General features: G+C 67.6%; 25 protein-coding genes. All 25 read right to left on the reverse strand.

Features of this window, described 5'->3' with window-relative positions; translation table 11 throughout:
- Positions 1–489 carry a PTS sugar transporter subunit IIB gene (locus VF167_13575; GenBank protein HEX6926445.1) on the reverse strand — a complete coding sequence of 163 codons (489 nt, stop codon included), beginning with the start codon at positions 487–489 and terminating at the stop codon, positions 1–3.
- Complete coding sequence (locus tag VF167_13580; protein ID HEX6926446.1) at positions 464–883, reverse strand: hypothetical protein; 420 nt, start codon at positions 881–883, stop codon at positions 464–466. Before VF167_13580 ends, VF167_13575 begins: the two co-directional genes overlap by 26 nt.
- Positions 876–1841 carry an HPr(Ser) kinase/phosphatase gene (gene hprK, locus VF167_13585; GenBank protein ID HEX6926447.1) on the reverse strand — a complete coding sequence of 322 codons (966 nt, stop codon included), beginning with the start codon at positions 1839–1841 and terminating at the stop codon, positions 876–878. The genes VF167_13580 and hprK overlap by 8 nt, the downstream gene beginning before the upstream one ends.
- 7 nt (positions 1842–1848) lie before the next feature.
- Entirely contained in the window at positions 1849–2973 is a 1125-nt protein-coding gene (locus tag VF167_13590; protein HEX6926448.1) for a glycosyltransferase family 4 protein, read from the reverse strand.
- The gene (gene nusB, locus VF167_13595) at positions 2970–3383 is read right to left on the reverse strand and encodes a transcription antitermination factor NusB (GenBank protein HEX6926449.1); all 414 of its coding nucleotides are present in this window, start codon (positions 3381–3383) and stop codon (positions 2970–2972) included. The genes VF167_13590 and nusB overlap by 4 nt, the downstream gene beginning before the upstream one ends.
- Positions 3380–3859, reverse strand: a complete 480-nt coding sequence (ribE, locus tag VF167_13600) for a 6,7-dimethyl-8-ribityllumazine synthase (GenBank protein ID HEX6926450.1) — start codon at positions 3857–3859, stop codon at positions 3380–3382. The genes nusB and ribE overlap by 4 nt, the downstream gene beginning before the upstream one ends.
- Positions 3825–5129 carry a bifunctional 3,4-dihydroxy-2-butanone-4-phosphate synthase/GTP cyclohydrolase II gene (locus VF167_13605; protein ID HEX6926451.1) on the reverse strand — a complete coding sequence of 435 codons (1305 nt, stop codon included), beginning with the start codon at positions 5127–5129 and terminating at the stop codon, positions 3825–3827. Before VF167_13605 ends, ribE begins: the two co-directional genes overlap by 35 nt.
- A 178-nt stretch (positions 5130–5307) precedes the next feature.
- The gene (locus tag VF167_13610) at positions 5308–5952 is read right to left on the reverse strand and encodes a riboflavin synthase (protein HEX6926452.1); all 645 of its coding nucleotides are present in this window, start codon (positions 5950–5952) and stop codon (positions 5308–5310) included.
- Position 5953: 1 nt separating this feature from the next.
- A complete protein-coding gene (gene ribD / locus VF167_13615; protein ID HEX6926453.1) occupies positions 5954–7096 on the reverse strand; it encodes a bifunctional diaminohydroxyphosphoribosylaminopyrimidine deaminase/5-amino-6-(5-phosphoribosylamino)uracil reductase RibD in 1143 nt (380 codons plus the stop codon).
- Positions 7053–8171, reverse strand: coding sequence for a hypothetical protein (locus VF167_13620; GenBank protein ID HEX6926454.1), 1119 nt, complete (start codon positions 8169–8171; stop codon positions 7053–7055). Before VF167_13620 ends, ribD begins: the two co-directional genes overlap by 44 nt.
- Positions 8172–8176: 5 nt before the next feature.
- A complete protein-coding gene (purM, locus tag VF167_13625; protein ID HEX6926455.1) occupies positions 8177–9211 on the reverse strand; it encodes a phosphoribosylformylglycinamidine cyclo-ligase in 1035 nt (344 codons plus the stop codon).
- Complete coding sequence (locus VF167_13630; GenBank protein ID HEX6926456.1) at positions 9204–10133, reverse strand: PfkB family carbohydrate kinase; 930 nt, start codon at positions 10131–10133, stop codon at positions 9204–9206. The genes purM and VF167_13630 overlap by 8 nt, the downstream gene beginning before the upstream one ends.
- Before the next feature lie 21 nt (positions 10134–10154).
- Complete coding sequence (argS, locus tag VF167_13635; protein HEX6926457.1) at positions 10155–11846, reverse strand: arginine--tRNA ligase; 1692 nt, start codon at positions 11844–11846, stop codon at positions 10155–10157.
- The gene (locus tag VF167_13640; GenBank protein HEX6926458.1) at positions 11847–12155 is read right to left on the reverse strand and encodes a zinc ribbon domain-containing protein; all 309 of its coding nucleotides are present in this window, start codon (positions 12153–12155) and stop codon (positions 11847–11849) included.
- A 90-nt stretch (positions 12156–12245) separates the two neighbouring features.
- Complete coding sequence (locus tag VF167_13645; GenBank protein ID HEX6926459.1) at positions 12246–13889, reverse strand: methylmalonyl-CoA mutase family protein; 1644 nt, start codon at positions 13887–13889, stop codon at positions 12246–12248.
- Between the two features lie 5 nt (positions 13890–13894).
- Entirely contained in the window at positions 13895–14392 is a 498-nt protein-coding gene (locus tag VF167_13650) for a biotin/lipoyl-containing protein (protein HEX6926460.1), read from the reverse strand.
- The gene (locus VF167_13655) at positions 14392–15750 is read right to left on the reverse strand and encodes a class I SAM-dependent RNA methyltransferase (protein HEX6926461.1); all 1359 of its coding nucleotides are present in this window, start codon (positions 15748–15750) and stop codon (positions 14392–14394) included. Before VF167_13655 ends, VF167_13650 begins: the two co-directional genes overlap by 1 nt.
- Positions 15747–17249 (reverse strand): acetyl-CoA carboxylase biotin carboxylase subunit, encoded by a 1503-nt coding sequence (gene accC, locus VF167_13660; protein HEX6926462.1) that lies wholly within the window; start codon positions 17247–17249, stop codon positions 15747–15749. Before accC ends, VF167_13655 begins: the two co-directional genes overlap by 4 nt.
- 177 nt (positions 17250–17426) lie before the next feature.
- A complete protein-coding gene (locus VF167_13665) occupies positions 17427–18977 on the reverse strand; it encodes an acyl-CoA carboxylase subunit beta (GenBank protein HEX6926463.1) in 1551 nt (516 codons plus the stop codon).
- 132 nt (positions 18978–19109) lie between these two features.
- A complete protein-coding gene (locus VF167_13670; GenBank protein HEX6926464.1) occupies positions 19110–21152 on the reverse strand; it encodes a 30S ribosomal protein S1 in 2043 nt (680 codons plus the stop codon).
- Between the two features lie 132 nt (positions 21153–21284).
- The gene (cmk, locus tag VF167_13675; GenBank protein ID HEX6926465.1) at positions 21285–21977 is read right to left on the reverse strand and encodes a (d)CMP kinase; all 693 of its coding nucleotides are present in this window, start codon (positions 21975–21977) and stop codon (positions 21285–21287) included.
- A complete protein-coding gene (aroA, locus tag VF167_13680; GenBank protein ID HEX6926466.1) occupies positions 21974–23275 on the reverse strand; it encodes a 3-phosphoshikimate 1-carboxyvinyltransferase in 1302 nt (433 codons plus the stop codon). Before aroA ends, cmk begins: the two co-directional genes overlap by 4 nt.
- Before the next feature lie 131 nt (positions 23276–23406).
- Positions 23407–24210: a biotin--[acetyl-CoA-carboxylase] ligase gene (locus tag VF167_13685; protein HEX6926467.1), complete on the reverse strand. Its 804-nt coding sequence runs from the start codon at positions 24208–24210 to the stop codon at positions 23407–23409.
- Positions 24207–25058, reverse strand: a complete 852-nt coding sequence (gene nadC / locus VF167_13690) for a carboxylating nicotinate-nucleotide diphosphorylase (protein ID HEX6926468.1) — start codon at positions 25056–25058, stop codon at positions 24207–24209. Before nadC ends, VF167_13685 begins: the two co-directional genes overlap by 4 nt.
- Positions 25055–25864, reverse strand: coding sequence for an undecaprenyl-diphosphate phosphatase (locus VF167_13695; GenBank protein HEX6926469.1), 810 nt, complete (start codon positions 25862–25864; stop codon positions 25055–25057). The genes nadC and VF167_13695 overlap by 4 nt, the downstream gene beginning before the upstream one ends.
- Positions 25865–25892 lie beyond the last annotated feature (28 nt).

A 25892-nucleotide genomic window follows, 5' to 3' on the forward strand; every position in this document is an offset into this window, starting at 1 on the left:
TCAGTGTCGATGATCCGGCAGCTCCGCCAGGGGGATCGCTCGCGAAGCAGGGACATCCCGGGCGCTAATGGCCACGCCCCGGTCCGCGATGCGTCGCAGATCCAGCATCTCCTCGTCGCTCAGGAAGAGGTACGGCAGCACTCGGTGCCTTCCAGGCGCCGAATGGATGCCGCCGAGATTGACTTCCAGCCCGTCCAGCAGACCGGCCTCGGCGAGTCGGGCCAGGGTCGGCACGTCGCGGACGAGCACGAAGGTATGCTTCGGGTCGGAGTGCCATTGAGGGAGCAGCGACCGGGCCTCCTCCACGTCCACGAAGGCGGCGTCCACGTTCGGCGGCACGCCGAGGCAGTAGAGCTCCTGCTCCCACTCGCTCCGGCGCAGCTCGTCGTCCACCACTACGATCCGGTCGACGTGATACCGCTCTCCCCAGCCGACCACGACCTGGCCGTGGATCAGCCGTTCGTCAACGCGGAGCAGTGTGATCGGCATGTGCCGTCCCCTCCGTACACACCGCCGTGATGCCCCGCCGCCCGCTCTCCACGAGCCGATCGACCAGCTCCGGCAGTGGGAGGTCCCGATGGAAAACGAACTCCAGCAGTATCGGGAGGTTGACTCCCGAGACCAGCGCCGTCGCCGGTCGTTGTGCCACGACCTTGCGGGCCGCCAGGGCGCAGCTCCCGGAAGGCATGTCGGTGAAGAGGATCACCGCGTCGGTACCGCAGCCACCGCGAATCGACTCCAACAGCTCATCGGGGCCACGCCCCTCGTTCGAGAGCGACGAGAGCGCCTCCTCCCCCACCCCGGTAATCTTGCGGACCGCAGCGGCCATCCCCTCCGCCAGCGAGGAGTGGCTGATGATCAGCCCGCGAACCCCGTCACTCATAATCCTCCTCGAGATATTCGGCCGTACCACCCATCCGCCGGATGAGTCGCTGATTGAATAGGGCGGCCGAATCCACGCCGGAATACTTCAACAGGTGGTTCATGGCGACCACCTCTGCAATTACCGTGATATTCTTGCCCGGGTTCAGGGGAACCACAACCCTCGGCAACTTCACGCCGAGGACCTCCATGGACTGCGCCTCCAGCCCCGTGCGGTCGTAGTTCGCGGTCTCCTCCCACACCTCGAGCTGCACGATCACCTCGATCCGCTTCTGCTGCCGGATGGCGCGGATGCCGAAGAGGTGCGCGATGTCGATGATCCCGACGCCGCGGATCTCCATGTGATGACGCTGGAGCTCGTGCCCGCGCCCGATCAGCACCTCGTTGCCGCGGCGCGAGATGATCACCATGTCGTCGGCCACCAGACGGTGACCGCGCTCGATCAGGTCGAGCACGGCCTCGCTCTTCCCGATCCCGCTCTTCCCGACGAAGAGCAGCCCCACTCCGTACACGTCCGCCAGCGATCCATGCATGGTCACGGTCGGGGCGAAATATTCGTCGAGGAAGGGCTTGATTCGATCGTAGAACTCCGAGGTGCGGAGCTGCGACTGGATTACAGGCGTCCCGCGCCCGATGGCGATCTCCAGCAAAGGATCGGGAGGCGCCTGACCCTTGGTGACGAACACCGCCGGAATGTTGAACGAGAAGAAGACCTCGAGCGCCCGCCGCCGATCCTCCGGGTTCAGGTGGTTGAGGAAGGCGATCTCGGTCTCGCCCAGTACCTGGATACGCTCGGAAGGAAAACGTTCGGTGAACCCGGTGAGAACCAGTCCGGGGCTGGAGATGTCCGGCCCGCGGATGACGCGCGTGAGTCCACGTTCGCCGGTCAGGGGCTCCAGGAGTAGCCGCTCCTTCTTGAGGCGGAGCAGGTGCTCGATCGTCAGCGGCTGTTTCTGCATACGATCCTCATGCGTGCGGCAGGCGTGATCCCAGCAGCTCTAGCAGATGGTCCTCGGTTTCCTGCGCGGCGCGGTCCCAGCTGAAGCCCAGCGCGAACTCGCGCGCGCGCTCGCCGAGGCGGCGCACCTCTTCAGGGCTCCGGGCAAGGCGGCGGAGCGCCTCCGTAAGCGCAGGGATGTCGCCGTGGGGAACGAGGATCCCGGTCTGCTCGTGGCGCACCGACTCCCGCAGCCCCGGGGAGTCGCTGGCAATGGTCGGCGTGGAGCAGGCCGCCGCCTCCAGGTTGGTAATTCCCCAACCTTCCTTGGGGGACGGGAAGACGTTGGCCCAGACCTGTCGAAAGAGCCGACGCTTCTGTTCCTCGGTGACGAACCCCACGAAATCGACGCGGTCGGAGAGGCCAAGCTCTGCCGCAAGCGAGCGCAACGCCTCCAGATACTCGCCGCGGCCGGCCACGATCAGCCGCGCCGGAACGCCCTCGTTTGCCAGGTTGGCGATGGCGCGAAGGATCAGGTCGACTCCCTTGTAGCGCTTAAGCCTTCCGAGATAGAGGAAGGTGGGCTCCTCCAGTCGGCCTTCCGACGGGTCGGGGGTGAAGAAGTCGAGATCGACGCCGGGGTGGATCACACGGATGTCCTGCGCCCGCAAACCCCTCCGGACGAGATCTTCGGCCGTGCTCTCCGAGATCGCCTCCACGGGGAGCCCGCGGTAGACCCGCGCCAGCGGACGCTCCAGCAGCCAGGTCGCCGCCGCCAGCGGAAAGGCCGCCTCGCGAAAGGCGGTGGTTCCGAAGAGATGGTGAACCACCAGCATGGTCGGCCGCTCGCTCCAGCGCGGAGAGAAGAGGGGAACCTTGTTGAGGGCTTCGACGACCAGATCGAACGACCGTCCGCGCAGGGCCCGGCGATAGAAAGCCGGGGCGGCGGCGGAAAAGGTGTATCGGCTGCCCGTGCGCAGCACCTCCATCCCGTCGATCCGCTCCCGGGGCGCCGCGCCCTCCCAGCTCGACACCAGGAAGGTGATCTCGAACCCTCGCTGCGCCAGGCGCCCGAAGATCTCGTGCAGGTGCGCCTCCGCCCCGCCCGCGAACGGATTCATCCGGTCCTGCCAGTTGAGCAGCAGGAGCTTCACCTGGGGGCCCGCATCACCGCATCCAGGACGCCGTTCACGAAGCGAGGGCTCTCCGGCGTCGAGTAGCGCTCGGCGAGGTGCATCATCTCGCGGATGGTGACGCGCGGTGGCACGTCGTCCACGTAGAGAAGCTCCGCCACGCCGATGCGAAGGATGTTCCGGTCGATCACCGAGAGTCGCGGCAGGCTCCAGTTGGTGAGATGCTGCTGAATGGTCCGGTCGATCGTCTCCAGGTTGTTGGCGATCAGCCGCAGCAGGATCTCCGCATAGAAGCGGTTCCGGGGGGAGATACGTAGTTGGTCCGCCAGCTCCTCGAAGGCGATGAGGAGCGCGTCGGCCCCTTCCCCCCTCGCCTCCCAGGCGTAGAGTGCCTGCAGCGCCCAGCCGCGGGCACGGCTGCGTTCCTTCACCGCTCGTCCGCTCCAGCGAGTCGGGGTATCAGGTCCGCCATCTCGAGCGCTGCGAGGGCCGCGTCCCAGCCCTTGTTCCCCGCCTTGGTTCCCGCCCGCTCCAGCGCCTGCTCGATCGTGTCGGTGGTCAGCACCCCGAAGATGACTGGCAGGCCGCTCTCCAGGCCGACGCTGGCCACCCCGTTCGCCACACCCCCGGCAACGTAGTCGAAATGCGGCGTCGATCCCCGTATCACCGCTCCGAGTGCGATCAGGGCGCTGAAGCGTCCCGAGCGGACGAGCGCGCGCAGCGCCACAGGGATCTCCCACGCGCCGGGTACCCACACCGCCTCGATCCGGTCTTCGGGAACACCATGCCGGATCAGGCAGTCGTGCGCCCCCTCCAGCAGGCGTCGCGTGATGCTCTCGTTGAACCGGCTGACGACGATCCCGAATCTCCCGTCACCCGCCTGAAGCCTGCCGATGTGCTCGATCATCGTCCGCATTCGCCTGTCGAGGGTCGCGCGCGGCCGCAGTGCCGCTCGCAATCTCCATCGCGTCCCCGATGGGGAGCAGATGGCCCAGCTTTTCACGCTTGGTGGAGAGATAGCTCACGTTGTGCGGGTTGGGCACCGCGCGAATCGGCACCTGCTCCACTACCGTCAGGCCGTACCCCTCCAGGCCGACGATCTTCTTGGGATTGTTGGTCAGGATCCGGATGGACGACAGTCCGAGGTCGATCAGGATCTGCGCGCCGATGCCGTAGTCACGCAGGTCCGCTCGGAATCCGAGCGCCTCGTTGGCCTGCACCGTGTCGAGCCCTTCGTCCTGCAGCGCATACGCTTTGAGCTTGTGGACGAGCCCGATTCCCCGCCCTTCCTGGCGCAGGTAGACGATCGCCCCGGCGCCCTCCGCCGCGATCATCTGCATCGCCGCGTCGAGCTGCTCTCCGCAGTCACAGCGCAGGGAGTGGAAGACGTCGCCGGTCAGACACTCGGAGTGCATGCGCACCAGCACGTTTTCGCGGCCGGCGATCTCCCCCTTGATCAGCGCGACGTGCTCGAACTGGTCCACGTCGTTCCGATAGGCAACGATCTTCCATTCTCCGTGAGGAGTGGGAATGGTGGCCTCCGCCTCGCGGTGAACCAGCCGTTCGCGCGCCAGGCGGTAGGCGACCACCTGTGCGACGGTGATGAACTTGAGGCCGTGGGTCCGGGCGAAGACTTCCAGTTCGGGCCGGCGCGCCATGGATCCGTCTTCGTTCAGGATCTCGCAGATCACCCCCGCAGGAGGGAAACCGGCCATGCGGGCGAGATCGACCGAAGCCTCGGTCTGGCCGACCCGTCGCAGCACGCCGCCGGGACGCGCCCGCAGCGGGAAGACATGCCCCGGGCGACGCAGGTCCGACGGTTTGGTGTTGGGATCGACACAGACCTGGATGGTGCGCGCGCGGTCGGCTGCGCTGATCCCGGTGGTGACCCCGAAGCGCGCGCTCGCATCGACCGAGACGGTGAAGGCGGTCTGCTGCGCCTCGGTGTTCACGTCCGTCATGGGACGGAGGTCCAGCTCGTCCGCCCGCTCCGGCGTGAGCGCCAGACAGATCAGCCCCCGACCATGCGTGGCCATGAAGTTGATGATCTCCGGGGTCACGGCCGCCGCCGCACAGACGAGGTCGCCCTCGTTCTCCCGGTCCTCGTCGTCGGCGACGATGACGATGCGCCCGGCCCGGATATCCTCGATGGCGGCTTCTATGGTGTCGAAGGACATAAGATACTTTTGAGAAAGAAGTTAGAAGCTAGAAGCTAGAATGGGGTTCGCCAACATCGAGCGTTCCGGCGCTATCCTGTCTGGACCCCGACTCGACCGGCCTGGCGACTCCCAACTTCCGGCTCCTGGCTCCTGGCTTCCAACCTCTATTTCTAGCTTCTAGCTTCTAGCTTCTCAGCTAATACCCCCATCCTCGCAACAGATCCTCCGCCCCGGCGGAGCGCTCGCGGGCAGGGCGGCCGAGGAGCTGACGGACGTACTTCCCGATGAGGTCGCCTTCCAGATTCACGCGATCGCCCGGCTGAAGATCGGAGAGGGCCGTGTGTTCCCATGTATAAGGGATGATCGACAGCCCCACCACGCCCCGCTCCGGTAGATCGTTGACGGTCAGACTCACCCCGTTCACGGCGATCGAACCGTGCAGCACCGTCAGTTCCACGACCTCGTCCGGCACCACCACGTCGATCAGCACCAGTTCGCCGAGCGGCGTGACGGAGCGCACCGTTCCCACCCCGTCCACGTGCCCCTGAACCAGATGTCCCCCGAGTCGGTCTCCGAGCCGCAGCGCCCGCTCGAGGTTGACCCGCCGTCCGGGCTCGTACTCGCCCAGCGTGGTGCGCTCCAGCGTCGTGGCCACCGCCTGAACCTCGAAGCCGTCGCGCGCCAGCGCTGTAACCGTAAGGCAGACGCCGTCCACCGCAACGCTGTCCCCCAGGGCCATGCCTTCGAGCACGGCGGACGCCTGCACCTGGAAGGCGCGCCCATTCTCGAGGGGACGGGGATTGCGAATGTGGCCGACTTCTTCAACCAGTCCGGTGAACATCTCAGTCAGGCTTCGCGAGGGAGATCAAGGTGTCGGGCCCGAAGGCGGCCGTCCGGAAGCGCCGCCAGCGCGGGGCCTCGCCAAGCTCCCATCCCTCCAGGGTGAAGGGCGACAGCGCCTCCGCGCCGAGCAGCACCGGCGCATAAAACAGTGTAAGGCGATCCACCATCCCCTCGCGCAGCAACTCCCCCGCGATTCCCGCGCCTCCCTCCACGAAGGCGGAGCCGATTCCGCGCTCCCGGAGCGCCCGAAACCCCTGACGCAGGTCCTCCGCCTCCACCAGGGCGATGCCACGCTGCTCGAGCACCTCGCGCCGCGCCGGATCCGCCTGCGGAGCACAGACGATCCAGACCGGCACTTCGTTGGCCGTGCGCACCAGGGTGCTGTCCGTGGGAAGGCGAAGGGAACGGTCGAAGACGACACGGACGGGCGGCACCCGCGGCTCGATGGCACCGCGGACGGTCAGCCTGGGATCGTCCGCGAGCGCCGTGCCGACCCCGACGCAGATCGCGTCGTGTCCCGCTCGCAGGCGGTGGACCTCGGCGCGAGCCTTTTCGTCGGTGATCCACGAGGACTGCCCACGCCGGTCGGCGATGCGGGCGTCGAGCGAGAGGGCGAGCTTGAGCTCGATCCAGGGGCGCTCGTTCCCCAGGGGGGAGTATCGATGGAAGAAGGATGCGTTCTGGTCGCGCGCCACCGCCTCCTCCACGCCGCCCACGACTGGAATCCCCGCCGCCCGCAGCACCTCCGCACCTCCGCGCGCAGCCGGGTGAGGATCGGACGCCGCGTAGACGACCCGCGCCACCCCAGCCTCGATCAACGCTGAGGTACACGGTGGTGTCTTGCCGTGGTGTGAGCAGGGCTCGAGCGTGACATAAGCGGTGGCGCCGCGCGCCCTCTCGCCGGCGGCGAGCAGCGCCACAACCTCCGCGTGGGCGCGCCCGTACTCGGCGTGCCATCCCTCGCCCACGACTTCGCCGTCCCGCACGAGCACGCAGCCGACGAGGGGATTGGGCGCAACTCTCCCCCAGCCGCGCTCCGCCAGCACCAGCGCTCGACGCATGTAGGCATGGTCGGCCGGCGAGGCCGCCGCGGCAACCTCAGAGCGCGACGCGGATCCCGAGACTTCCGAAGAAGATTCCATCACCCGGCTCGAAGTCGCTGACCGATGCGGGATACCCCCTCAACGCATCACCACCCTGCATCCACCCCAGCTCTGCGGCGAAGGTCGTGACTAGCACGGAATAGGAGCCACCGACGGAGGCCATCCACCGCCCCTCATTGAACTCGACCTGGCGAACGCGCGCGAACGCATCGGTGGAAATGATCTCGCCGGAGCCGGGAGCCCGCGCGCCCGCCTCTGCGTCGCTCGAGAACCGATCGTAACCGACGGCCGCGGAGAGGCCGAGGCCGCGCAGGTGCCGGCTCACCGCGAGACGAGAGCTCCATCCGCTGAGGTCGAAGGCGAAGTCTCCCAGCGTCCCCGGATCGGTGGAACCCGTATCGACGAGAAAGCACGTCCCCTCTTCCAGCGTGTAGCCGGGGCCCCGACGCGAAGCGGCGATTGAGCCGTCCGGACAGGCCTCGCCCCACTCGACAGTACCCAGGCGATGGTACATCAGCGAGAGGGCGACGCCGGGCGTGGTGAAGGACTCCCGCAGGATGCCCAGGCGTGCCCCCGCGCCGAAGCCCACCTGGGCCGACCCGCTGTGGAAGCCTTCGTCGCCGAGCGCGTGCAGCGGCACCCAGGTGGCGCTTGCGAGCAGATCGACCGCTCCGATACCGCCGACGGTCGGCGCGATGCTGGAGCCGGGCAGGACGGCAACAGTACCGGTCGCGGAGAGCGAGACCGTGGGGAACGCGAGCTGACCGAAGCTCATCGCGTCGGTCGAGCTGGTGCGCACCTCCCGCAGATCGGGCATACGCGCCCCGTACAGGTTGACCTTCGCGGTCGCGCTCACTCCCGGCAGGATTCGCAGGCGAAAACCGCCCGTGGAGGCGGTCCCGATAGTCGGGTTGCCCCCGGTGAGCAGCAGGGCCACCTGCGGGGCGACGGACCGCGCCGCCTGCGCGGCGACGTAGCACGGGGTGCCCACCGGACCACCCTCCAGCTCCGCGCAGGCACCCTCGAAACCTCGCTCCTGCGCGTGCACCGAGGCCGGAGCGAACGCCAGAAACAGCGCCAGTACCGCCCCGAACCACCGCTGATGCATGCGCATTCCCCTCAGACCAGCTCGACGGAGCGGTTCCCGGCGACGATCTCGCCCGCGATCCATGCCTGCTCTCCCGCCTCGTGGAGCTCGTGCACTACAGCCTCGGCGTCGGCGGGCGCGACCACTGCCACCATCCCCACTCCCATGTTGAACGCCCGGAACATCTCCGCCTCCTCCACCCCTCCCTCGCGCTGGAGAACGCGGAATGTCGCCGGCACATGCCACGAATCTCGCCGGATACGCGCCGACAGCCCTTCCGGGAGAACGCGCGGCACGTTCTCCACCAGGCCACCGCCGGTGATGTGCGCCAGCGCATGGATCCGGTCCCCCTCCAGGAGCGGCAGCAGTGCTTTCAGGTAGGAGCGATGTACCCGGAGGAGCACCTCCGCCACCGTTCCCTCCTCTTCGGGGAAGGGATCGTCCACCCCCAGCCCCATCCGCTCGAAGACGATGCGGCGCGCCAGTGAGTACCCGTTCGTGTGCAGCCCGGAAGAGGGCAGCGCGATCACCACGTCTCCGGCGGTCACCCGCGAGCCGTCGAGCACCCGGTCCTCCTCGACGATCCCCACGATCGTGCCCGCCAGGTCGTACTCTCCGGGCGCATAGAAATCCGGCATCTCCGCCGTCTCGCCGCCGAGCAGGGCACACCCGTTCGCCCGGCACCCCCGGGCGATGCCGCTTACCAGCGCCTCGACCGTACCCGGCTCCAGCCGGCCCATGCCCACGTAGTCCAGGAAGAAGAGGGGACGGGCGCCCTGCACGAGAATGTCGTTCACGCAGTGGTTGACCAGGTCCTCGCCCACGGTGTCGTGACGTCCGGTCAAAAAGGCGAGCTTCAGCTTAGTCCCCACTCCGTCCGCGCTCGCCACCAGCACCGGCTTCCTGAATCCCGAGGGGACGCGGTAGAGACCGCCAAAGGAGCCCAGCTCGGACAGCGTATCCTCCGTGCGGGTGGAACGGAGCAGCTCGGCGATGCCGCCCTTGGCCCGGTTGGCGGCGTCGATGTCGACGCCAGCATCCCGGTAAGAGAGGCCGCGCTCAGTCATCGAGATCCCCCTGCAGCGGAAGCTGGAAGCTGGTCATCTCCAGAAACTGACGAACACGCTCGTCGATCTCGGCGATCTTCAGATCACGGAAGCGCTCGACCGAGAAGCGCTCCACGGCGAAAGAACCCATCGCGGAGCCGTAGACGACAGCGCGTCGCAGCTCCTCGTCGTTGATCCGGCGCCCCTGCGCCAGATATCCCATCAACCCTCCCGCGAACGCATCCCCCGCGCCGGTGGGGTCGAAGACCTCCTCCAGCGGATAGCCCGGGGCAAAGAAGATGCTCGTGGGGGTAAAGAGGATGGCGCCGTGCTCGCCCTTCTTTATGATCACGTAGCGGGGGCCCTGCGCCTGGATCCATCGCGCCGCCCGGGCGAGGTTGAAGTCGCCCGAGAGTTGACGGGCCTCCGCATCGTTCACCAGCAGCAGATCCACCCGCCCCAGCAACTGGATGAGAGCCGCGCGCGACCCTTCGATCCAGAAGTTCATGGTGTCGCAGGCGACGAAGCGCGGACGCTCGATCTGTTCGAGCACGTCGAGCTGCAGCCGCGGATCGATGTTCCCCAGAAAGACCCAGTCGCTCGCGCGGAACGCCTCCGGAATGCGCGGCTTGAAATCGGCGAAAACGCCCAGCCGCGTCTCGATCGTTTCCCGGTTGGAAAGGTCGAAGTTGTAGACGCCGGACCAGCGGAAGCTCTCGCCCGGGGCGGTCTCCACCCCCGTGAGATCGACGTTGCGGTCGCTCAGGAAGCGCAGTGCGTCAACGGGGAAATCCTCCCCGATCACCCCCACCACCTGCACCGGGCCGAAGGCCGAGGCGGAGGCCGCGAAAAAGGTGGCGGAGCCGCCGATCGCATCCTCCGCGCGGCCGAAGGGCGTCTCCACCGTGTCGAGGGCGATGCTGCCCACCACCAGAAGTGACATGGAAGCCGAAGAAAGGGGGGATCAGGCTGCTTCGGGTTGACGCTCCATTCGCTCGGGCGCACTCACGCCCAGAACCCGCAGGCCGTTGGCGAGCACGAGCTGGATGGCGCGGGCGAGGACGAGCCGGGCACGACTGACCTCCGGGGGCACCTCGGTCCCGACGACGCGAAGCTCCGGGGCGAGGTTGCCGGAGTGGTACCAGGAGTTCACCGCTCCGGCCAGCTCTTCCAGATACTCGCAGACCGAGTGCGGCGTGTGGCGCTCGGCTGAGGAGGAGATCACTTCGGGGAAACGCAGGAGGAGCTTGATGATCTCCCGCTCCGCCTCGGCGGTGAGCGGCGAGAGGTCAGCGCCGATGTCGACCTCGTCCCCGCTGGCCATCCCGGCCCGGCGGAAGATCGACGACATGCGGGCGTGGGCGTATTGGAGCTTGTAGACCGGGTTCTTCTCCGAATGATCCAGCGCCAGATCGAGGTCGAAGGTGAGCTGCGCCTCGGCCCGCCGCATCAGGAAGAAGTAGCGGGTGACGTCGACGCCCACCTCCTCATAGAGGTCACGCAGGGTGACGTAGTTCCCCGCCCGCTTCGAGAACTTGACCTCCTCCCCGCCGCGCACCACGAGCACCATCTGGTGCAGCACGTATTCGGGGTACCCCTCGGGAAGGCCGAGCGCCTGTAGCCCCGCGCGCACGCGAGCCACAGTCCCGTGGTGATCGGACCCCTGGACGTTGATGGCGCGATGGAAGCCGCGCTCCCACTTGGTGAGGTGATACGCGACGTCGGGAAGGAAATAGGTCGGGTGGCCGCTGCTCTTGACCATCACCCGGTCTTTGTCATCCCCGAAGCGTGTAGTCTCCAGCCAGAGGGCCCCGTCCTTCTCGTAGACGAGCCCGGTTTCGCGCAGCCGATCGATCGTCTCCTGCACTCGTCCGCTGTCATAGAGGGACGATTCCAGGAAGAAGTTGTCGAAATGGACGCGCAGCGCGTCGAGGTCGCGGTTCTGCTCGGCGCGTAGCTCGCGCACTGCAAAGCGCCGCATCGCCTCCAGCGCCTCCTGGGAGTCGTCGCCGCGAAAGCGATCACCCTCCGACTGGATGAGCTGACGGGCGAGATCGACGACGTAGTCCCCGTGGTAGCCGTCCTCCGGGAAGGGGACCTGCTCCCCGAGCTCCTGCTGGTAGCGAGCCCAGACGCTCCGGGTGAGGCGGGCGATCTGCTCCCCCGCGTCGTTGTAGTAGAACTCGCGGTAGACGCTCCAGCCGGTCCACGCCAGCAGCTCGGCCACCGCGTCTCCCAGCGCGGCCTGCCGCCCATGGCCGATATGGAGCGGCCCGGTGGGATTGGCTGAGACGAACTCCACCATGACACGCTGCCCCGCGCCTTCGTTGGAGCGGCCGAAATCCCGGCCCTGCTCCACGATCGCGCGCAGCCCGTCCAGCAGGTAGTCGCCCGCCAGGCGGAAATTGATGAAGCCGGGGCCGGCGACCTCCGCGGACTGTATTCCGCCCCCGGTAAGGTCCAGCCGCTCCACCAACTCCTCCGCGATCTGGCGCGGAGGGCGGCGGAGCGGCCGGGCGAGCGTCATCGCGACGTTAGTGGCGAAATCACCGTGCTCCGGGTTCCGCGGGCGCTCCAGAGAGACCTCCGGGGGCTGCTCGACCCCCATCTCCCGAAGCACTCGCACGATCTCATTTCTAAGCTGCTCTACGGGCATCTATTCGCCCTTGCTCGACGCCGTCGCCGTGCGGGAGCTGGCCTTTGAACTCGAATCGGCGCCGCCCTTCTTGTCGCCCTTGGACTCGCCGTTGGCCGAGTCGGCCTGGGCGGCCTTTTTATAGCTCTCGCTACGGTAGTCGGTGATGTAGAAGCCCGAACCCTTGAAGAGCAACCCCGCACCGGCGGAAAGAAGACGCTCCGCGGCCGTCCCGCACTGCGGGCAATCCGCCCCCGGCTCGTCTGACATTCGCTGGAACAACTCGAACTCGTGCTGACAGGCCGTGCAGCGATACTCGTACGTAGGCATGGACTCTGGTCTCCCGGATACCTGAACGGGCACAACGACAAACAAGAAAATTTAACTATTCTCTAACTTTCGGGCAACGCGCCGACCCCCCTACGCCGCCCGATACACTCCCCACACCTCCCGGAACGCGTCGCTGACCTCCCCCAGGGTCACGCCATCCTTCACCGCGCCGATGATGAGCGGCACGAGGTTCTCCGAGCCGGCCGCCGCGCTTCTCAGGGCGCTGAGGCGGTCAGCGACCAGGCGGGCATCGCGCTGCTGACGATGGAGGGCGAGCCGCTCGCGTTGGGCGGCCTCGAAAGCGCTGTAGTCCGGTTGCTCGATCTCAGCAGGACCGGAGTCCTCCTGGTAGGCGTTGACGCCCACGACGATGCGATCGCCGGACTCCACCGCGAGCTGGTGCTCGTAGGCCGCGCGGTGAACCTCCTCCTGCATGTAGGCGATCGCGTGAGACGCCCCGCCCAGCTTCTCGATCGCCTCGAGATAGCGCACGGCCTTCTCCTCGATCGCGGTGGTCAGCGCCTCGACGTAGTAGGAGCCACCCAGAGGGTCCACCGTCGAGGCGACGCCCGACTCGTGCGCCAGGATCTGCTGGGTGCGCAGGGCGAGTGTGGCCGCCTCGCCTGTAGGAAGCGAGAGCGCCTCGTCGTAGCCGTTCGTGTGGAGCGACTGCGTTCCCCCGAGAATCGCGGCGAGCGCCTGCACGGCAACCCGGACGACGTTGTTGAGCGGCTGCTGGGCGGTGAGGGTGGAGCCTCCCGTCTGGGTGTGAAATCTCAGGCGCGCGCTCTTCTCCGATCCGCCAAATCTCTCCCGCACCAGCCGTCCCCAGAGGCGCCGCGCGGCCCGGAACTTGGCCACCTCCTCGAAGAGGTCGTTGTGCGCGGCGAAGAAGAAGGAGAGGCGCGGCGCGAAATCGTCGATGCGAAGGCCAGCCGCCTGGGCGCGGCGCACATACTCCACGGCGTTGGCGAAGGTGAACGCGATCTCCTGCACGGCGGTGGATCCGGCCTCGCGGATGTGGTAGCCGGAGATCGAGATCGGATTCCAACGCGGCAGCTCGTCGCGACAGAAGGCGAAGATGTCGGTGACCAGGCGCAGGCTCGGCTCGATCGGGAAGATGAAGGTGCCGCGCGCGATATACTCCTTGAGGATGTCGTTCTGGGTGGTGCCGGAGAGCTGCGCCCGCGGGACCCCCTGCTCGTCGGCCACCGCCACGTACAGGGCGAGCAAAATGGCGGCCGTGGCGTTGATGGTCATCGAGGTGGAGACCTTCCCCAGCGGCACGCCTTGCAGCAGCACCCGCATGTCGTCGAGGGTGTCGATCGCGACACCCACTCGACCCACCTCGCCTACCGCCATCGGGTGGTCCGAATCGTAGCCCATCTGGGTGGGCAGGTCGAAAGCGGTGGAGAGCCCGGTCTGTCCGGCGGCGAGGAGCAGGTGGAATCGCTCGTTGGTCTCCGCGGCGGTGCCAAAGCCGGCGTACTGGCGCATGGTCCAGAGGCGGCCGCGGTACATGGTTGGCTGAATGCCCCGTGTGTACGGTGGTTCGCCGGGATACCCCAGGTCGCGCGCGTAGTCGACCGGGCTCGACAGCGGATCGTAAACCCGCTCGACCTCGATGTCGCTGGAGGTCATGAAGCGCTCGCGGCGCTCGGGATGCTGTGCGAGCGCCGGCTTCAGCGTCTCCTCCTCCCAGCGAGCACGCTGGGATTCCGGGTGCTTCTCCATGCGAGTCACTCCAGTACGATCAGCACGGCGCCCTTTTCCACCGTCTGTCCCGCGGTCACCTCCACGCGGGCCACTACGCCGTCACCCGGGGCGCGAAGCTCGTTCTCCATCTTCATCGCCTCGACGATAACCACCCCCTGCCCCGCTCTGACCGCCTGCCCCTCCTCGACCTCTACCCGGACCACCAGACCCGGCATCGGTGCGGTGACGGTTCGCTCCGTCCGGGTCGCGTGCGTCCCCGCAAGCTCACGTATGGCACGCGTGCGCTCGTCGACGATGGAGGTCGCGAAGCTGCGCCCGCCCACCCCGACCTCCCATTCCCCTCGGGTTTCGCCGCGGCGAACATCCAGGGTGTGACCGACGCCGTTCACCCGCAGGTGCCTGAGCGTGCTCCCCGGCACGCTGGCGAGCTCCACATCGACCTCCTGGCCGTCCACCAGGGCTCGCCCGTCCGTGAGCTCGACCTCCACCGTGCGCCCCGCGAGCGTGACGTAGTAGCGCATCAGGCGAGACCCTGGTCGAGGGTGAGCAGTGCTACGGTCTCCACGTGCGCGGTTTGAGGGAAGAGGTCGAAGGCTCGCACGTCCTGGAGCCGGTAGTGCGATGCCAGCCGGCTCACGTCCCGCGCCAGGGTGGCGGGATTGCAGGAGACGTAGATGACAGACTCCGCGGGTGACTCGAGCAATGCGTTCACGACCTCCGGTGCCACCCCACTGCGCGGGGGATTGAGGATCACGAGCGAGGCGGGAAGTACCTCCGGCAGCAGCGCTTCGACCGTCCCCTCGAGGAACTCGGCGCCCTGCACCTGCGGCTCCCGGGCAGCCGCGATCGCTGCTCGGTCGAGCTCGATGCCGACCACCTGGGCACCCGCTCGGGCCAGGCGGCGGGCATTGATCCCCACGCCGCAGTAGGCATCCACCACCCGCCGGCCCGCTACGTCACCCGCCAACTCGAGCACGTGGGCCTCCAGCAGCGCCGCGGCCTCGCGATTCACCTGGAGAAAGGCGTCGGCGGCGACAGCGATGATTTCGCCACCCCACTGTTCCTCGAGGGCGGGTGATCCCGCCAGGAGCCTCGCTCGCCCGTCCGGCGGCCGATGCCAGATCGCCTTCAGGCCTTCCACGGCCTCCAACAGCTCCTGCGGGCGTCCAGGGGAGAAGCCCCCCTCGACCAGTAGCGACACCGCCCCGGCCGTAGTCGACCGCAGCGTCAATCGGAGCTGCTCGCCCGAGGGGAGGCGCTGGGCGTCGGGGCCCCAGTGCTCTCGCAAGAGATCCCATACCCTGGCAATCGCTGGCTCCGGCAGGAGACAGCGCCCGTCGACATCGACGATCTCGTCAGGTGAGGCCAGGGCGTGAAAGCCGGCGAGCACCCGCCCCCGTTCCGCCCTGCGCAGGGCGAAGGAGACGCGGTTGCGATACCGCTCGGTGCGGGGCGAAGGGACGACCGCGGGTGGGTCGACGGGAAGGTGCCCGATCCGCGTCAGTGCGTCGGCGACGATGCGCCCCTTGGCCTCGAGCTGGGCCTCGTACCGCAGGTGCTCCAGAGTGCACCCGCCGCACCGCCGGTAGAACGGGCAGGGCGCCTCGCGACGGCCGGCCCCGGGGGTGAGCACTCGCAGCAGCCGCCCACGCGCCCAGCGAGCATGGGACTCCACTACCTCTGCTTCGGCCGTGTCGCCCGGGGCCGTTCGATGCACGAAGACCGCACGCCCATCCGGGAGTCGGCCAACCCCTTCTCCCCCCGCCGCGATCGACTCGATCGACACCTGTGCGCGCGGCGCAGGCCGCCGGCGGGGCACCACCCGCCCCTGCATGGGAGCCCGCGGACGGCGACCTCGTCCCCCGCTGTCGCTGGTCACCGCCCCCTCCAACCCACCGAACGCTTCCAGGGGGATGGCGCGCCGGCGGTCCCGCCGCTGGCGGGCCGCACCCGGATTCGCTCACGCTCTTCCTCCTCGAGCAGCGCCACCGCGAGCGCCGCGGCGCGAATGGCCTCGGCGTCGGGGCCCGCCTCGAGAAGATCTGCCTGGTGACGATCCAGGTAACGGATGTCGAGCCGGCCGGCACGGAAATCCCGCTCGTCCATGACTGCCAGGTGGAAGGGGATGCTGCTGTGCACCCCGACCAGGCGTGTCTCGCGCAGCGCCCGCTTCATCCGCTCGATCGCGCTCGGCCGATCCGGTCCGTGCACGATCAGCTTCGCCAACATGGGATCGTAGTGCAGACCCACCTCGAACCCGGGTGCAATCCCGCCGTCCCACCGTACGCCCGGCCCGCCCGGGACGCCGAGCTCGCGGATCTGCCCGGTCGAGGGCAGGAAGCCGTTGGCCGGATCCTCGGAGGTGATCCGACACTCGATGGCGTGCCCGGTCCAGGCGATTTCCTCCTGGGAGAAAGGAAGGCGCTCGCCGGCGGCGATGCGGATCTGCCACTGCACCAGGTCGATGCCGGTCACCATCTCGGTCACCGGGTGCTCCACCTGGATGCGGGTGTTCATCTCCAGGAAATAGAAGTCACCATCCTGGTAGAGGAACTCGACGGTGCCCGCGCCTACGTAGCCTACCGCGCGCGCGGCGGCGACGGCGGTCTCCCCCATGCGTGCCCGCTCCTCGGGGGTGAGGACCGGGGAGGGGGCTTCCTCGATCATCTTCTGGTGACGGCGCTGGATCGAGCACTCGCGCTCGCCCAGGTGCAGCGTATTGCCGTGCGCATCGGCGAGCACCTGGATCTCGATGTGCCGAGGCCCCTCGAGGAACTTCTCGATGTAGATGGAGTCGTCGCCAAAGGCAGAGCGGGCCTCGTTGCGCGCCGCCTCCAGCGCGCGGGAGATCTCCCCTTCCTCGCGGACCACCCGCATTCCCTTCCCGCCGCCCCCGGCGGCCGCCTTCAGCAGCACGGGAAAACCGACCTCGCAGGCAACCCGTGCGGCGTCGGTGGCCCCGGCCACGGGCTCGCTGGTGCCCGGCACGACCGGCACGCCCGCAGCCATCACCCGCCGCCGCGCCGCCGTCTTGTCGCCCATCTCCTCCACCGCCGTCGCGGAGGGCCCGATGAAGCGCAGTCCCGCGTCCTCCACCGCCCGGATGAACGGCGCGCGCTCGGCGAGGAAGCCGTAGCCGGGGTGCACCGCCTCCACCCCGGAGCGCTGCGCCACCTCGAGCAGCGTATCGATACGCAGGTAGCTCTGCGCCGAGGGCGCGGGCCCGATCAGGTACGCCTCGTCCGCCGCCAGCACGTGCGGCGCCAGCCGATCCGCCTCCGAATACACCGCCACCGCACGCACGCCCAATTCGTGCGCAGCGCGGATGATCCGCAGGGCAATCTCACCCCGATTGGCTACTAGAATCTTCTTGAACAATATTAATCTATATTAAGCAATTACAACGGTTTGTAATTGTTCATCCAGAATTGCTATAACCACGCGCTGAGAGTCGGAGGAATTCCAGGTAGATCGAAACGATCCTCTGCGTCCTCTCCGCAACCCTTCCGTGTCCTCCTGTGGTAGACTCAGGCTTTTGCCAGAAAGCACGACTCTTCACAGCGGGATGTTGCCATGCTTCTTCGGCGGGTTCGAGTCCCGCTTGTTCTGCAGCATGTCCAGGGCGCTGATCACCCGCGCCCGGGTCTCCCGCGGATCGATCACGTCGTCCACGTACCCTCGCGCGGCGGCGACGTAGGGGTTGGCGAAGAGGTTCGCGTACTCCTGCTGCAGCTCGGCGGCCCGCTGGGCGGGGTTCTCGGCGGCGGCGATCTCGCGGCGGTAGAGGATCTCCACCGCGCCCTTCGGTCCCATCACGGCGATCTCCGCCGTCGGCCAGGCGTAGTTGATGTCCCCGCGGATGTGTTTGGAGCTCATCACGTCGTAGGCGCCGCCGTAGGCCTTGCGGGTAATCACGGTAACCTTCGGCACGGTGGCCTCGCAGTAGGCGTAGAGCAGCTTCGCCCCATGGCGGATGATCCCACTGTGCTCCTGCCCCACCCCCGGTAGGAAGCCGGGCACGTCCTCGAAGGTGAGCAGGGGGATGTTGAAGGCGTCACAGAAGCGTACAAACCGCGCCGCCTTCACCGAAGCGTCGATGTCCAGCACGCCCGCGAGCACGGCCGGTTGGTTGGCGACGATCCCTACCGAATGCCCGCCCAGGTGGGCAAAGCCACAGACGATGTTGGCGGCATAGTCTCCATGCACTTCGTAGAAGATGCCGTCGTCGACCACTCGGGAGATCACCGCGTGCATGTCGTAGGGCTTGCTGGGGTGATCGGGAACGATGTCGAGAAGTTCCTCGTCGGCCCGGTCGAAAGGGTCCTGAGTCTCCCGTCGCGGCGGATCCTCCTGGTTGTTCTGCGGGATGTAGTCGAAGAGCTGGCGGATGCGCTGGAGGCAGTCGACTTCGCTCGAGCAAGCGAAGTGCGCGACGCCCGATTTCGAGGCGTGGGTGGCGGCCCCACCCAGCTCCTCCATGGTGACGTCCTCGTGGGTGACCGTCTTCACCACGTTCGGCCCGGTGACGAACATGTAGCTCGTCCCCGACACCATGTAGACGAAGTCAGTGATTGCCGGCGAGTAGACGGCGCCCCCGGCGCAGGGGCCCAGGATCGCCGAGATCTGCGGGACGACGCCGGAGGCCAGGGTGTTGCGCAGGAAGATGTCGGCGTAGCCGCCCAGCGAGACCACCCCTTCCTGGATCCGCGCACCGCCTGAATCGTTCAGACCTATGACCGGCGCACCGTTCTTGAGGGCCAGATCGAGAACCTTGCAGATCTTCTCCGCATGCGCCTCCGAGAGTGAGCCGCCGAAGACCGTGAAGTCCTGTGAGAAGACGTAGACGAGCCGACCCTGGATGGTCCCGTACCCGGTCACCACCCCGTCTCCCAGGTATTTCTCGTTCTCGAGGTTGAAACCGCTTGCCCGGTGCACCACGAAGCGATCGAGCTCGACGAACGATCCCTCGTCCAGGAGGACGGCGAGGCGCTCGCGCGCGGTCAGCTTCCCGCGCTCGTGCTGTTGGGCAATCCGTCTCTCTCCCCCACCGAGCTCAGCCTGCCTGCGCAGCTCCTCGAGCTCCTCCAGCTTCCGACGCATCGACATGCGGCATTCCGATCTCGGGTTCCGGTCGTAGAGGACCGCCGGATAATAGCGCCTGCAACGGATCGACCGCAAAGAAAAGGGCGCGGAACCCGAAGGCTCCGCGCCCTTTTTCCTGCTCTGACCGGGAAGAGGCTACTTCTGCTCTTCCGCCTCTCCCTCTTCCTCACTCCCAGCCTCTTCGGGCGCCGCAGCCTCCGGCGCCTCTGCAGCCGGCTCCGAGCTCGGCTCCGCCTCGGCGACCGGCTCCTCGGCCGAGTCTCCACCGGCCTCTACCGCAGGTGCCTCTTCCTCCACCGCAGGCGCCTCTTCCTCCACCGCGGGCGCGGCCTCGGCCACAGCCCCCTCGACGGCTTCTGCCGCGGGAGCTTCCCCCGGGGCCTCCGCGGACGCCTCGGCCTCCCCCGAGCGCGCCGGAGCGCTGGCGGGCTGGATCACCTCACCCGACTCGAGCTTGGGCACCCGCAGCACGTTCAGCACGATCCGACGATTCTCCGGATCGACCTCGGTGACCTCCATCTCGAGGACATCGCCCTCGGCGAAGAGGTCCGCGGGGTTCTGCAGCCCGGTGACCCCGATCTGCGACAGCGGGACGAAGCCCTCGATGTCGTTGCCCAGATCCACCGCCACGCCCTTGTCCTGCAGGCGGGAAATGGTGCCGGTGATCTGCCTGCCCGGTGTGTACGCCTGCGCGATCTCGCCCCAGGGATCCTCCTGCGTCTGCTTGAGGCCCAGGGAGATGCGCTTGTTGTCGGCGTCCACACCCAGAATGACCACCTCGACGTCGTCGCCCTTGCGAACCACCTCGGAGGGGTGCTGGATCCGCTTCGTCCAGCTCATGTCCGAGATGTGCACCAGGCCATCGATGCCCGGCTCGATCTCGACGAAAGCCCCGAAGGAGGTCAGGTTGCGCACCTTGCCGGTGAGCCGGGTCCCTACCGGGTACTTCTCCGGCAGGGTGTGCCACGGATCCTCCTCGATCTGCTTCATGCCGAGGGAGATCTTCTCCTCCTGCGGATCGACCTTCAGCACCACCGCTTCGACCTCGTCTCCGAGCGAGACCATCTTGCTCGGATGGCGGACGTTGCGCGTCCAGCTCATCTCGGAGATGTGCACCAGCCCCTCGACACCCTTCTCCAGCTCGATGAAGGCGCCGTAGTTGGTGATCGAGACCACCCGCCCGCGGACACGCGAACCGACCGGATACTTCTTGTCCACGTCGGTCCACGGGTACGGCTGCAGCTGCTTCAGGCCCAGCGAGAGGCGCTCGCGCTCCCAATCGATGTCGAGCACCTTCACATCCAGCTCGTCGCCGATCGACACCACCTCGCTGGGATGACCGACCCGCCCCCAGCTCATGTCGGTGATGTGGAGCAGGCCGTCCATCCCCCCCAGATCGATGAAGGCACCGAAGTCGGTGATGTTCTTGACCACGCCGCGGCGAACCTGCCCGACCTCCAGCTCCTTCTTCAGCTTCTCGCGCTTGACCTCGCGCTCCGCCTCCAGGAGCACGCGGCGGGAGACCACGATATTCCGCCGGCGCTTGTTGAGCTTGATGATCTTGAAGTCGTAGGTCTCGCCGATCAGGTCCTCGATGTTGGGAACCCGACGCAGCGCGATCTGCGAGCCCGGCAGGAAGGCATCGACGCCCATCAGGTCGACGGTCACGCCGCCCTTGATCTTGCGGGTGAGCACCCCCGGAACCGGAGTGCCCTGCTCGTAGGCCTCCCGAATCTTCTCCCAGACGCGCAGGAAATCGGCCTTCTTCTTGGAGAGGACCACCACGCCGTCCTCGTCCTCGAGATTCTCGAGGTAGACCTCGACCTCGTCACCCGGCTTCAGCGCATCGGGATCCTTGAACTCGTCGCGGTTGACAGACCCCTCGCTCTTGAACCCGACATCCAGGATCACCGACTTGTCGGTTACGCGGAGGACGCGGGCCTTCACGATCTCACCCTCCTCGATGTTCGTGAGGGTGTTCTCGTACATCTCCAGCATCGCCTCGTACTCTTCGGGGTCGTACTCCTCCTCATCGAAGAGATCGGGGCGGATGTTCACCGAGCGCGCACGCTCGGCGATCTCACTCGTGGTGAGCTCGTCGTCGACGGCAACCCCGTCCGTCGGCGACGGGTTGACGTGGAGGTCGGGAGTCTGCTCCTGCGTCGTCTGATCGACCATGAAAAAGATGCTGCCTTCCGTATTCGAACGACCCGGTCTCTCAGGTCACTCGAATGGGTGAGAGGTGATGGACGTGGAAGACCAGGTCCTCCATAGAGAAACGTTCAAATGTACCCATCGGTGACGAGGGTGTCAACCTGACTGGCGGTCGCGCGCGAGGCGGGTGATCGCCCGAACCTGCGTGGGAAAATCGAGGTTGGTGGTGTCCAGCTGCACGGCGTCCGGGGCTCGCAGGAGCGGTGCAACGGCGCGCGTGGAATCGAGCCGGTCTCGTTCCTCGAGTCGAGCCGCCTCGCCCTCGATCTCCTCCGCGCTCGGAGCCGACACTCCCTGCTCGAGCAGGCGACGCCGGGCACGCTCCGCGGGATCGCAGACGAGGAAGATCTTCAGCTCGGCATCGGGGAAGACCACCGTGCCGATGTCCCGGCCGTCTGCCACCAGCCCTCCACCCTCGCCCACCGCGCGGAGCGCCTCCAACAGCCAATCTCGTACCGCTGGAACAGCCGCCATGGCGGAGACGTGCGCGTTCACCTCGGGAGAGCGCAGATCGGAGGTGACGTCGCGCCCGCGCACGCGCAGGCGAATGCCGTCATCGGTCACCTTCCACTCCACCCCCAGGGAGCGGAGATCGTCGCCATCGAGACTCGGCCAGCGCTCCGGAGAGATCCCGGCCTCCAGCGCCGCCAGGGTGAGGGCCCGGTAGAAGGCCCCGGAGTCGAGGTGCAGGTAGCCCAGCTCCGTCGCCACCGCGCGGGCGGTAGAGCTCTTGCCGGAGCCGGCCGGCCCGTCGATGGCGACGATGATCCCCCGTTCTCGACGGCTCACGACCGTCTTCCTCCCAGCCCCCGCACCGTCTCCCAGAAGCCGGGGAAGGATACGTCCACGATCTCCGGCGACTCGATCTCCAGCTCCACCCCGGGTAAGGCCCCGAGCACCCCGAAGGCCATGGCGATGCGGTGGTCGTGGTAGGTGCGGACCCGGCCCTTCAGAGGCCGGTCGCTGCCGCGCACTATGAAGCCATCCGGAAGCTCCTCCGCCTCCACGCCGATCGCCCGCAGGTTGTCGACCACCGCAGTGATGCGGTCGCTCTCCTTCGCCCGCAGCTCCTCCGCGCCGCGAACGATGGTCTCCCCCTCTGACCGGGCCGCCAGCGCGGCCAGCACCGGCAGCTCGTCGATCATGCTGGGCACTTCGTCCCCGCCTATCTCGATGCCCCGCAGGCGGGCCGGTCGCGCCAGCAGGTCCGCCACCGGTTCCCCGCCGGATTCGCGCTGGTTGAGTACCTCCACCCGTCCTCCCATCCGCCCCACCGCCGTCAGGAAGCCGGTCCGGGTGGGGTTGATCCCCACGTTCGGAACGAGCAGCTCGCCGTCCCGGGCAAGGAGCGCAACGGAGATCAGGAAGGCAGCCGAGGAAGGATCGCCCGGCACGTCCATCTCCAGGGGGGGCAGCGGACCGGTGGGCGGCTCCAAGCTGACCCGCCAGCCGCCCTCGGCCGGCGCCTCACCCGTGATGCTCACGCCGAGCGAGCGGAGAATCCGCTCGGTGTGATCGCGCGAGAGCCCCGGCTCCCAGACCTCCACTGGAACGCGACCCGAGATGCCGGCAAGCAGGACCGCGCTCTTGATCTGTGCGCTCGCCTTTGGCGAGCGGTGGGCGAGCGGCTGGAGGACGCCCCCGCAGAGCTCCACTGGCAGACGATCCGGATCTCCCAGTTCGCTCACTCTCGCCCCCATCCGGCTCAGAGGCTCGGTCACCCGCCGCATCGGCCTCGAGCGCAGCGAAGCGTCGCCCGTGAGCGCGGCGCAGAAGGGTCTCCCCGCGAGCAGCCCCATCATCAGGCGGACCGTGGTGCCGCTGTTTCCGCAATCGAGGATCTCGGTTGGCGCCCGCCACGCCTCGATCCCCACGGAGTTGATGCGCAGCTCACCCCCGTCCGCGGGGAGGGGTGGGATGGAAACGCCGAGGGCGCGCAATACGGCCGCGGTACTCCGACAATCCGCCCCCGCGAGCAGGCCGGAGAGTCGGCTCTCGCCGCGCGCGGCGGCGGCGAACATCAAGGCTCGGTGCGTCAGGGATTTATCGCCGGGTACGCGAACCTCGGCGGAAATGGTGCTCGTCATTCTCGTCCTGGAAGATGACAGATCGACACCGGCTGTGGCCGGAAACGTGGCGTCGCCCGGGGATGGAAGCAAGCGATGAGCGCCCTCCGTCGACTCAGGCTACGATTCGGGTTGTGCGCTGCCGGGAGTCGTCAACCTCGAGCTTTCAGCCACACAGTCCCCGACCGCACGGACCGCGTTCCGGAGGGGCCGTGCACCTGGAGGGATCCATCGGCGAGGATGCCGGCGGCCACCCCTTCCACGATGACCCGCCGGGTCGCCGGATCCGCGACCGCGATCGCTCGCCCCCGCAACTGGTCCCGTCTGGCCAGCCCCGCAACGTCCAGCGGCTCGGGCAGCCGGGCGGTGGCAACGACCGCCGCGATCACACGGTCGGCCACGTCGAGCCGTTGCGGGGGCAACTCCGCGGCGAGGCGCAGCGAGGTCGCCAGCGGACGCAGCTCTGGGGGAAAATCGCCCTCGGCGTGAAGTACGTTGAGCCCCACGCCCGCCACCAACGCGCGCAGGACTGTCCCCTCCCACGCGGCCTCGCACAGGATGCCCCCCAGCTTCCGCCCGGCCACCCCCAGGTCGTTGGGCCATTTGATGCCTACCGTTTCCCCCGGCAGGAAATGGTCGAGCGCCTGAGCTACGGCAAGCCCGACCCGTAGCGGGAGGACCGCGGTGGAGGCGGCGTCCAGCGGGGTCACCACCACCGAGAACCAGAGGCCGAGGCCGGACGGAGAAGACCAGACACGCCCCGCCCGGCCGCGCCCGGCCACCTGCTCCTCGGCAATGACCACCGTGCCCGGCTCGCACCCGGCCGCCGCCAGCCCCCGAGCCACGTCGTTGGTCGATCCCACCCGCCGGAAGAGGTGCACGGCCGGTGCGCCCCACCGCTCCGCCAGCGCTTCCGCCTCACACCCCTCCCATGTGGCGGCGGGCTCGTCCGTCATCCCTCGATCAACATGGACAGGTCCAGGGCAGGGGCCGAGTGCGTTAGCGCCCCCACGGAGATCAAATCCACCCCGGTGCGAGCGATAGCGCCCACCGTCTCCAGAGTGACGCCGCCGGAGGCTTCCGTCCGCGTTCCGGTGCCGGATGCTCGCACGCGTGCGACCGCTTCGCGAAGCATCTCCAGGGGCATGTTGTCGAAAAGGATGACGTCTACCCCGGCGCGCAGCGCCTCGTCCACTTCTTCCAGGTTCCGGGTCTCCACCTCCACCCGGAGCCCCTCCCGGTTCTGCGCCCGCACGGCTTCCACGGCGGCGGTAATCCCTCCCGCCGCCGCGATGTGGTTCTCCTTGATCAGGACCATGTCGAACAACCCGATCCGGTGGTTCGTCCCGCCGCCGGCGCGGACGGCCGCCTTCTCGAGGAGGCGCATTCCCGGGGTGGTCTTGCGCGTATCGAGGATGCGCGCGCCGGTGCCCTCGACCCGCCGAACGTATTCCCGCGTGAGGGTGGCTACCCCCGAGAGCCGCTGCAGGAAGTTCAGCGTCACCCGCTCGGCGGAGAGAAGGGAGCGCGCGGACCCATGCAGCGTCATCACCAGGTCCCCAGCTTCAACCGAATCTCCATCCTTCACCTGGGGGGACATTTCTACGGATCTATCCACGGCGCATACGACCTCACGGGCGACCTCGATCCCGGCGATCACTCCGGGCGCCTTGGCCACGATCCGCGCCTGCGCCACGGCGCCCGCGGGAACCGTCCACAGCGTGGTGCGGTCGCCATCGCCGATGTCCTCCGCGAGCGCCGCCAGGACCAACTCGTGCGTAGAGAGCATGGCGTACGGCTTCATAGCGGCCCCCAGAAGACGAACAGCAGTAGCACCCCGATGGCGATGCGGTACCAGGCGAAGCCGCGGAAGCTGTGATGCGACACGAAGGCGACCAGAGCCCGGATTGCGATCAGGGCCGAGACAAAGGAGACGACGGCACCCACCGCGAAGACGGGAACGTCGGCGGGTGTCATCAGCTCCCGGTACTCCCACAGCTTCACCGCGGTCGCACCGACCATCGCGGGAATCGCCAGAAAGAAGGAGAATTCGGTCGCCGCCACGCGCGAGAGGCCGAGCAGGAGTCCCCCCATGATGGTTGCGGCAGAGCGGGAGAGGCCCGGCCAGAGCATCGCCAGCACCTGGATCATCCCGACGCCCAGCGCGAGGCGCATCGGAATGTCATCGATGCTTTCCACGAAGCTGCGATGGTGCTTCGCTTCGATCCAGAAGATCAGCAATCCCCCGACGATGAGCGCGGCGGCCACGGTGGGAACCGTGTAGAGGTGCTCCTCCACCCAGCGGTCGGTGGGAAGCCCCACGACTACGGCCGGAAGCGTCCCCAGCACCAGGTTGTATGCCAGCCGCCGGCTCTGCCAGCGCGAGGGCAGCGTCCGGATCACCTCCCAGATTTTCTTCCGGTACAGCCACACGACGGCGAGGATGGCCGGTAGCTGAATGAAGACGATGAAGACGTCGGCCTGGTCGCCTTTCCAGTCCAGCCACTCACTCGCAATGATCAGATGGCCGGTCGAGGAAACGGGGATGAACTCCGTCGCTCCCTCGACGATGCCCAGGATGAACGCCTTGATGAGCAGGAGATCGATCACCGGCGCACCTTCCCCACCGGTCCTCCCG

Source organism: Longimicrobiaceae bacterium (assembly GCA_036375715.1).
Lineage (GTDB): Bacteria > Gemmatimonadota > Gemmatimonadetes > Longimicrobiales > Longimicrobiaceae > DASVBS01.

What these genes read in the sequence shown, in the direction of transcription:
- VF167_13575 (HEX6926445.1), bottom strand. Translation starts at nt 489, where the DNA reads ATGCCGATCACACTGCTCCGCGTTGACGAACGGCTGATCCACGGCCAG.
- VF167_13580 (HEX6926446.1), bottom strand. Translation starts at nt 883, where the DNA reads ATGAGTGACGGGGTTCGCGGGCTGATCATCAGCCACTCCTCGCTGGCG.
- hprK (HEX6926447.1), bottom strand. Translation starts at nt 1,841, where the DNA reads ATGCAGAAACAGCCGCTGACGATCGAGCACCTGCTCCGCCTCAAGAAG.
- ribE (HEX6926450.1), bottom strand. Translation starts at nt 3,859, where the DNA reads ATGATCGAGCACATCGGCAGGCTTCAGGCGGGTGACGGGAGATTCGGG.
- VF167_13605 (HEX6926451.1), bottom strand. Translation starts at nt 5,129, where the DNA reads ATGTCCTTCGACACCATAGAAGCCGCCATCGAGGATATCCGGGCCGGG.
- VF167_13610 (HEX6926452.1), bottom strand. Translation starts at nt 5,952, where the DNA reads ATGTTCACCGGACTGGTTGAAGAAGTCGGCCACATTCGCAATCCCCGT.
- ribD (HEX6926453.1), bottom strand. Translation starts at nt 7,096, where the DNA reads ATGGAATCTTCTTCGGAAGTCTCGGGATCCGCGTCGCGCTCTGAGGTT.
- VF167_13620 (HEX6926454.1), bottom strand. Translation starts at nt 8,171, where the DNA reads ATGCGCATGCATCAGCGGTGGTTCGGGGCGGTACTGGCGCTGTTTCTG.
- purM (HEX6926455.1), bottom strand. Translation starts at nt 9,211, where the DNA reads ATGACTGAGCGCGGCCTCTCTTACCGGGATGCTGGCGTCGACATCGAC.
- VF167_13630 (HEX6926456.1), bottom strand. Translation starts at nt 10,133, where the DNA reads ATGTCACTTCTGGTGGTGGGCAGCATCGCCCTCGACACGGTGGAGACG.
- argS (HEX6926457.1), bottom strand. Translation starts at nt 11,846, where the DNA reads ATGCCCGTAGAGCAGCTTAGAAATGAGATCGTGCGAGTGCTTCGGGAG.
- VF167_13640 (HEX6926458.1), bottom strand. Translation starts at nt 12,155, where the DNA reads ATGCCTACGTACGAGTATCGCTGCACGGCCTGTCAGCACGAGTTCGAG.
- VF167_13645 (HEX6926459.1), bottom strand. Translation starts at nt 13,889, where the DNA reads ATGGAGAAGCACCCGGAATCCCAGCGTGCTCGCTGGGAGGAGGAGACG.
- VF167_13650 (HEX6926460.1), bottom strand. Translation starts at nt 14,392, where the DNA reads ATGCGCTACTACGTCACGCTCGCGGGGCGCACGGTGGAGGTCGAGCTC.
- VF167_13665 (HEX6926463.1), bottom strand. Translation starts at nt 18,977, where the DNA reads ATGTCGATGCGTCGGAAGCTGGAGGAGCTCGAGGAGCTGCGCAGGCAG.
- VF167_13670 (HEX6926464.1), bottom strand. Translation starts at nt 21,152, where the DNA reads ATGGTCGATCAGACGACGCAGGAGCAGACTCCCGACCTCCACGTCAAC.
- aroA (HEX6926466.1), bottom strand. Translation starts at nt 23,275, where the DNA reads ATGACGAGCACCATTTCCGCCGAGGTTCGCGTACCCGGCGATAAATCC.
- VF167_13685 (HEX6926467.1), bottom strand. Translation starts at nt 24,210, where the DNA reads ATGACGGACGAGCCCGCCGCCACATGGGAGGGGTGTGAGGCGGAAGCG.
- nadC (HEX6926468.1), bottom strand. Translation starts at nt 25,058, where the DNA reads ATGAAGCCGTACGCCATGCTCTCTACGCACGAGTTGGTCCTGGCGGCG.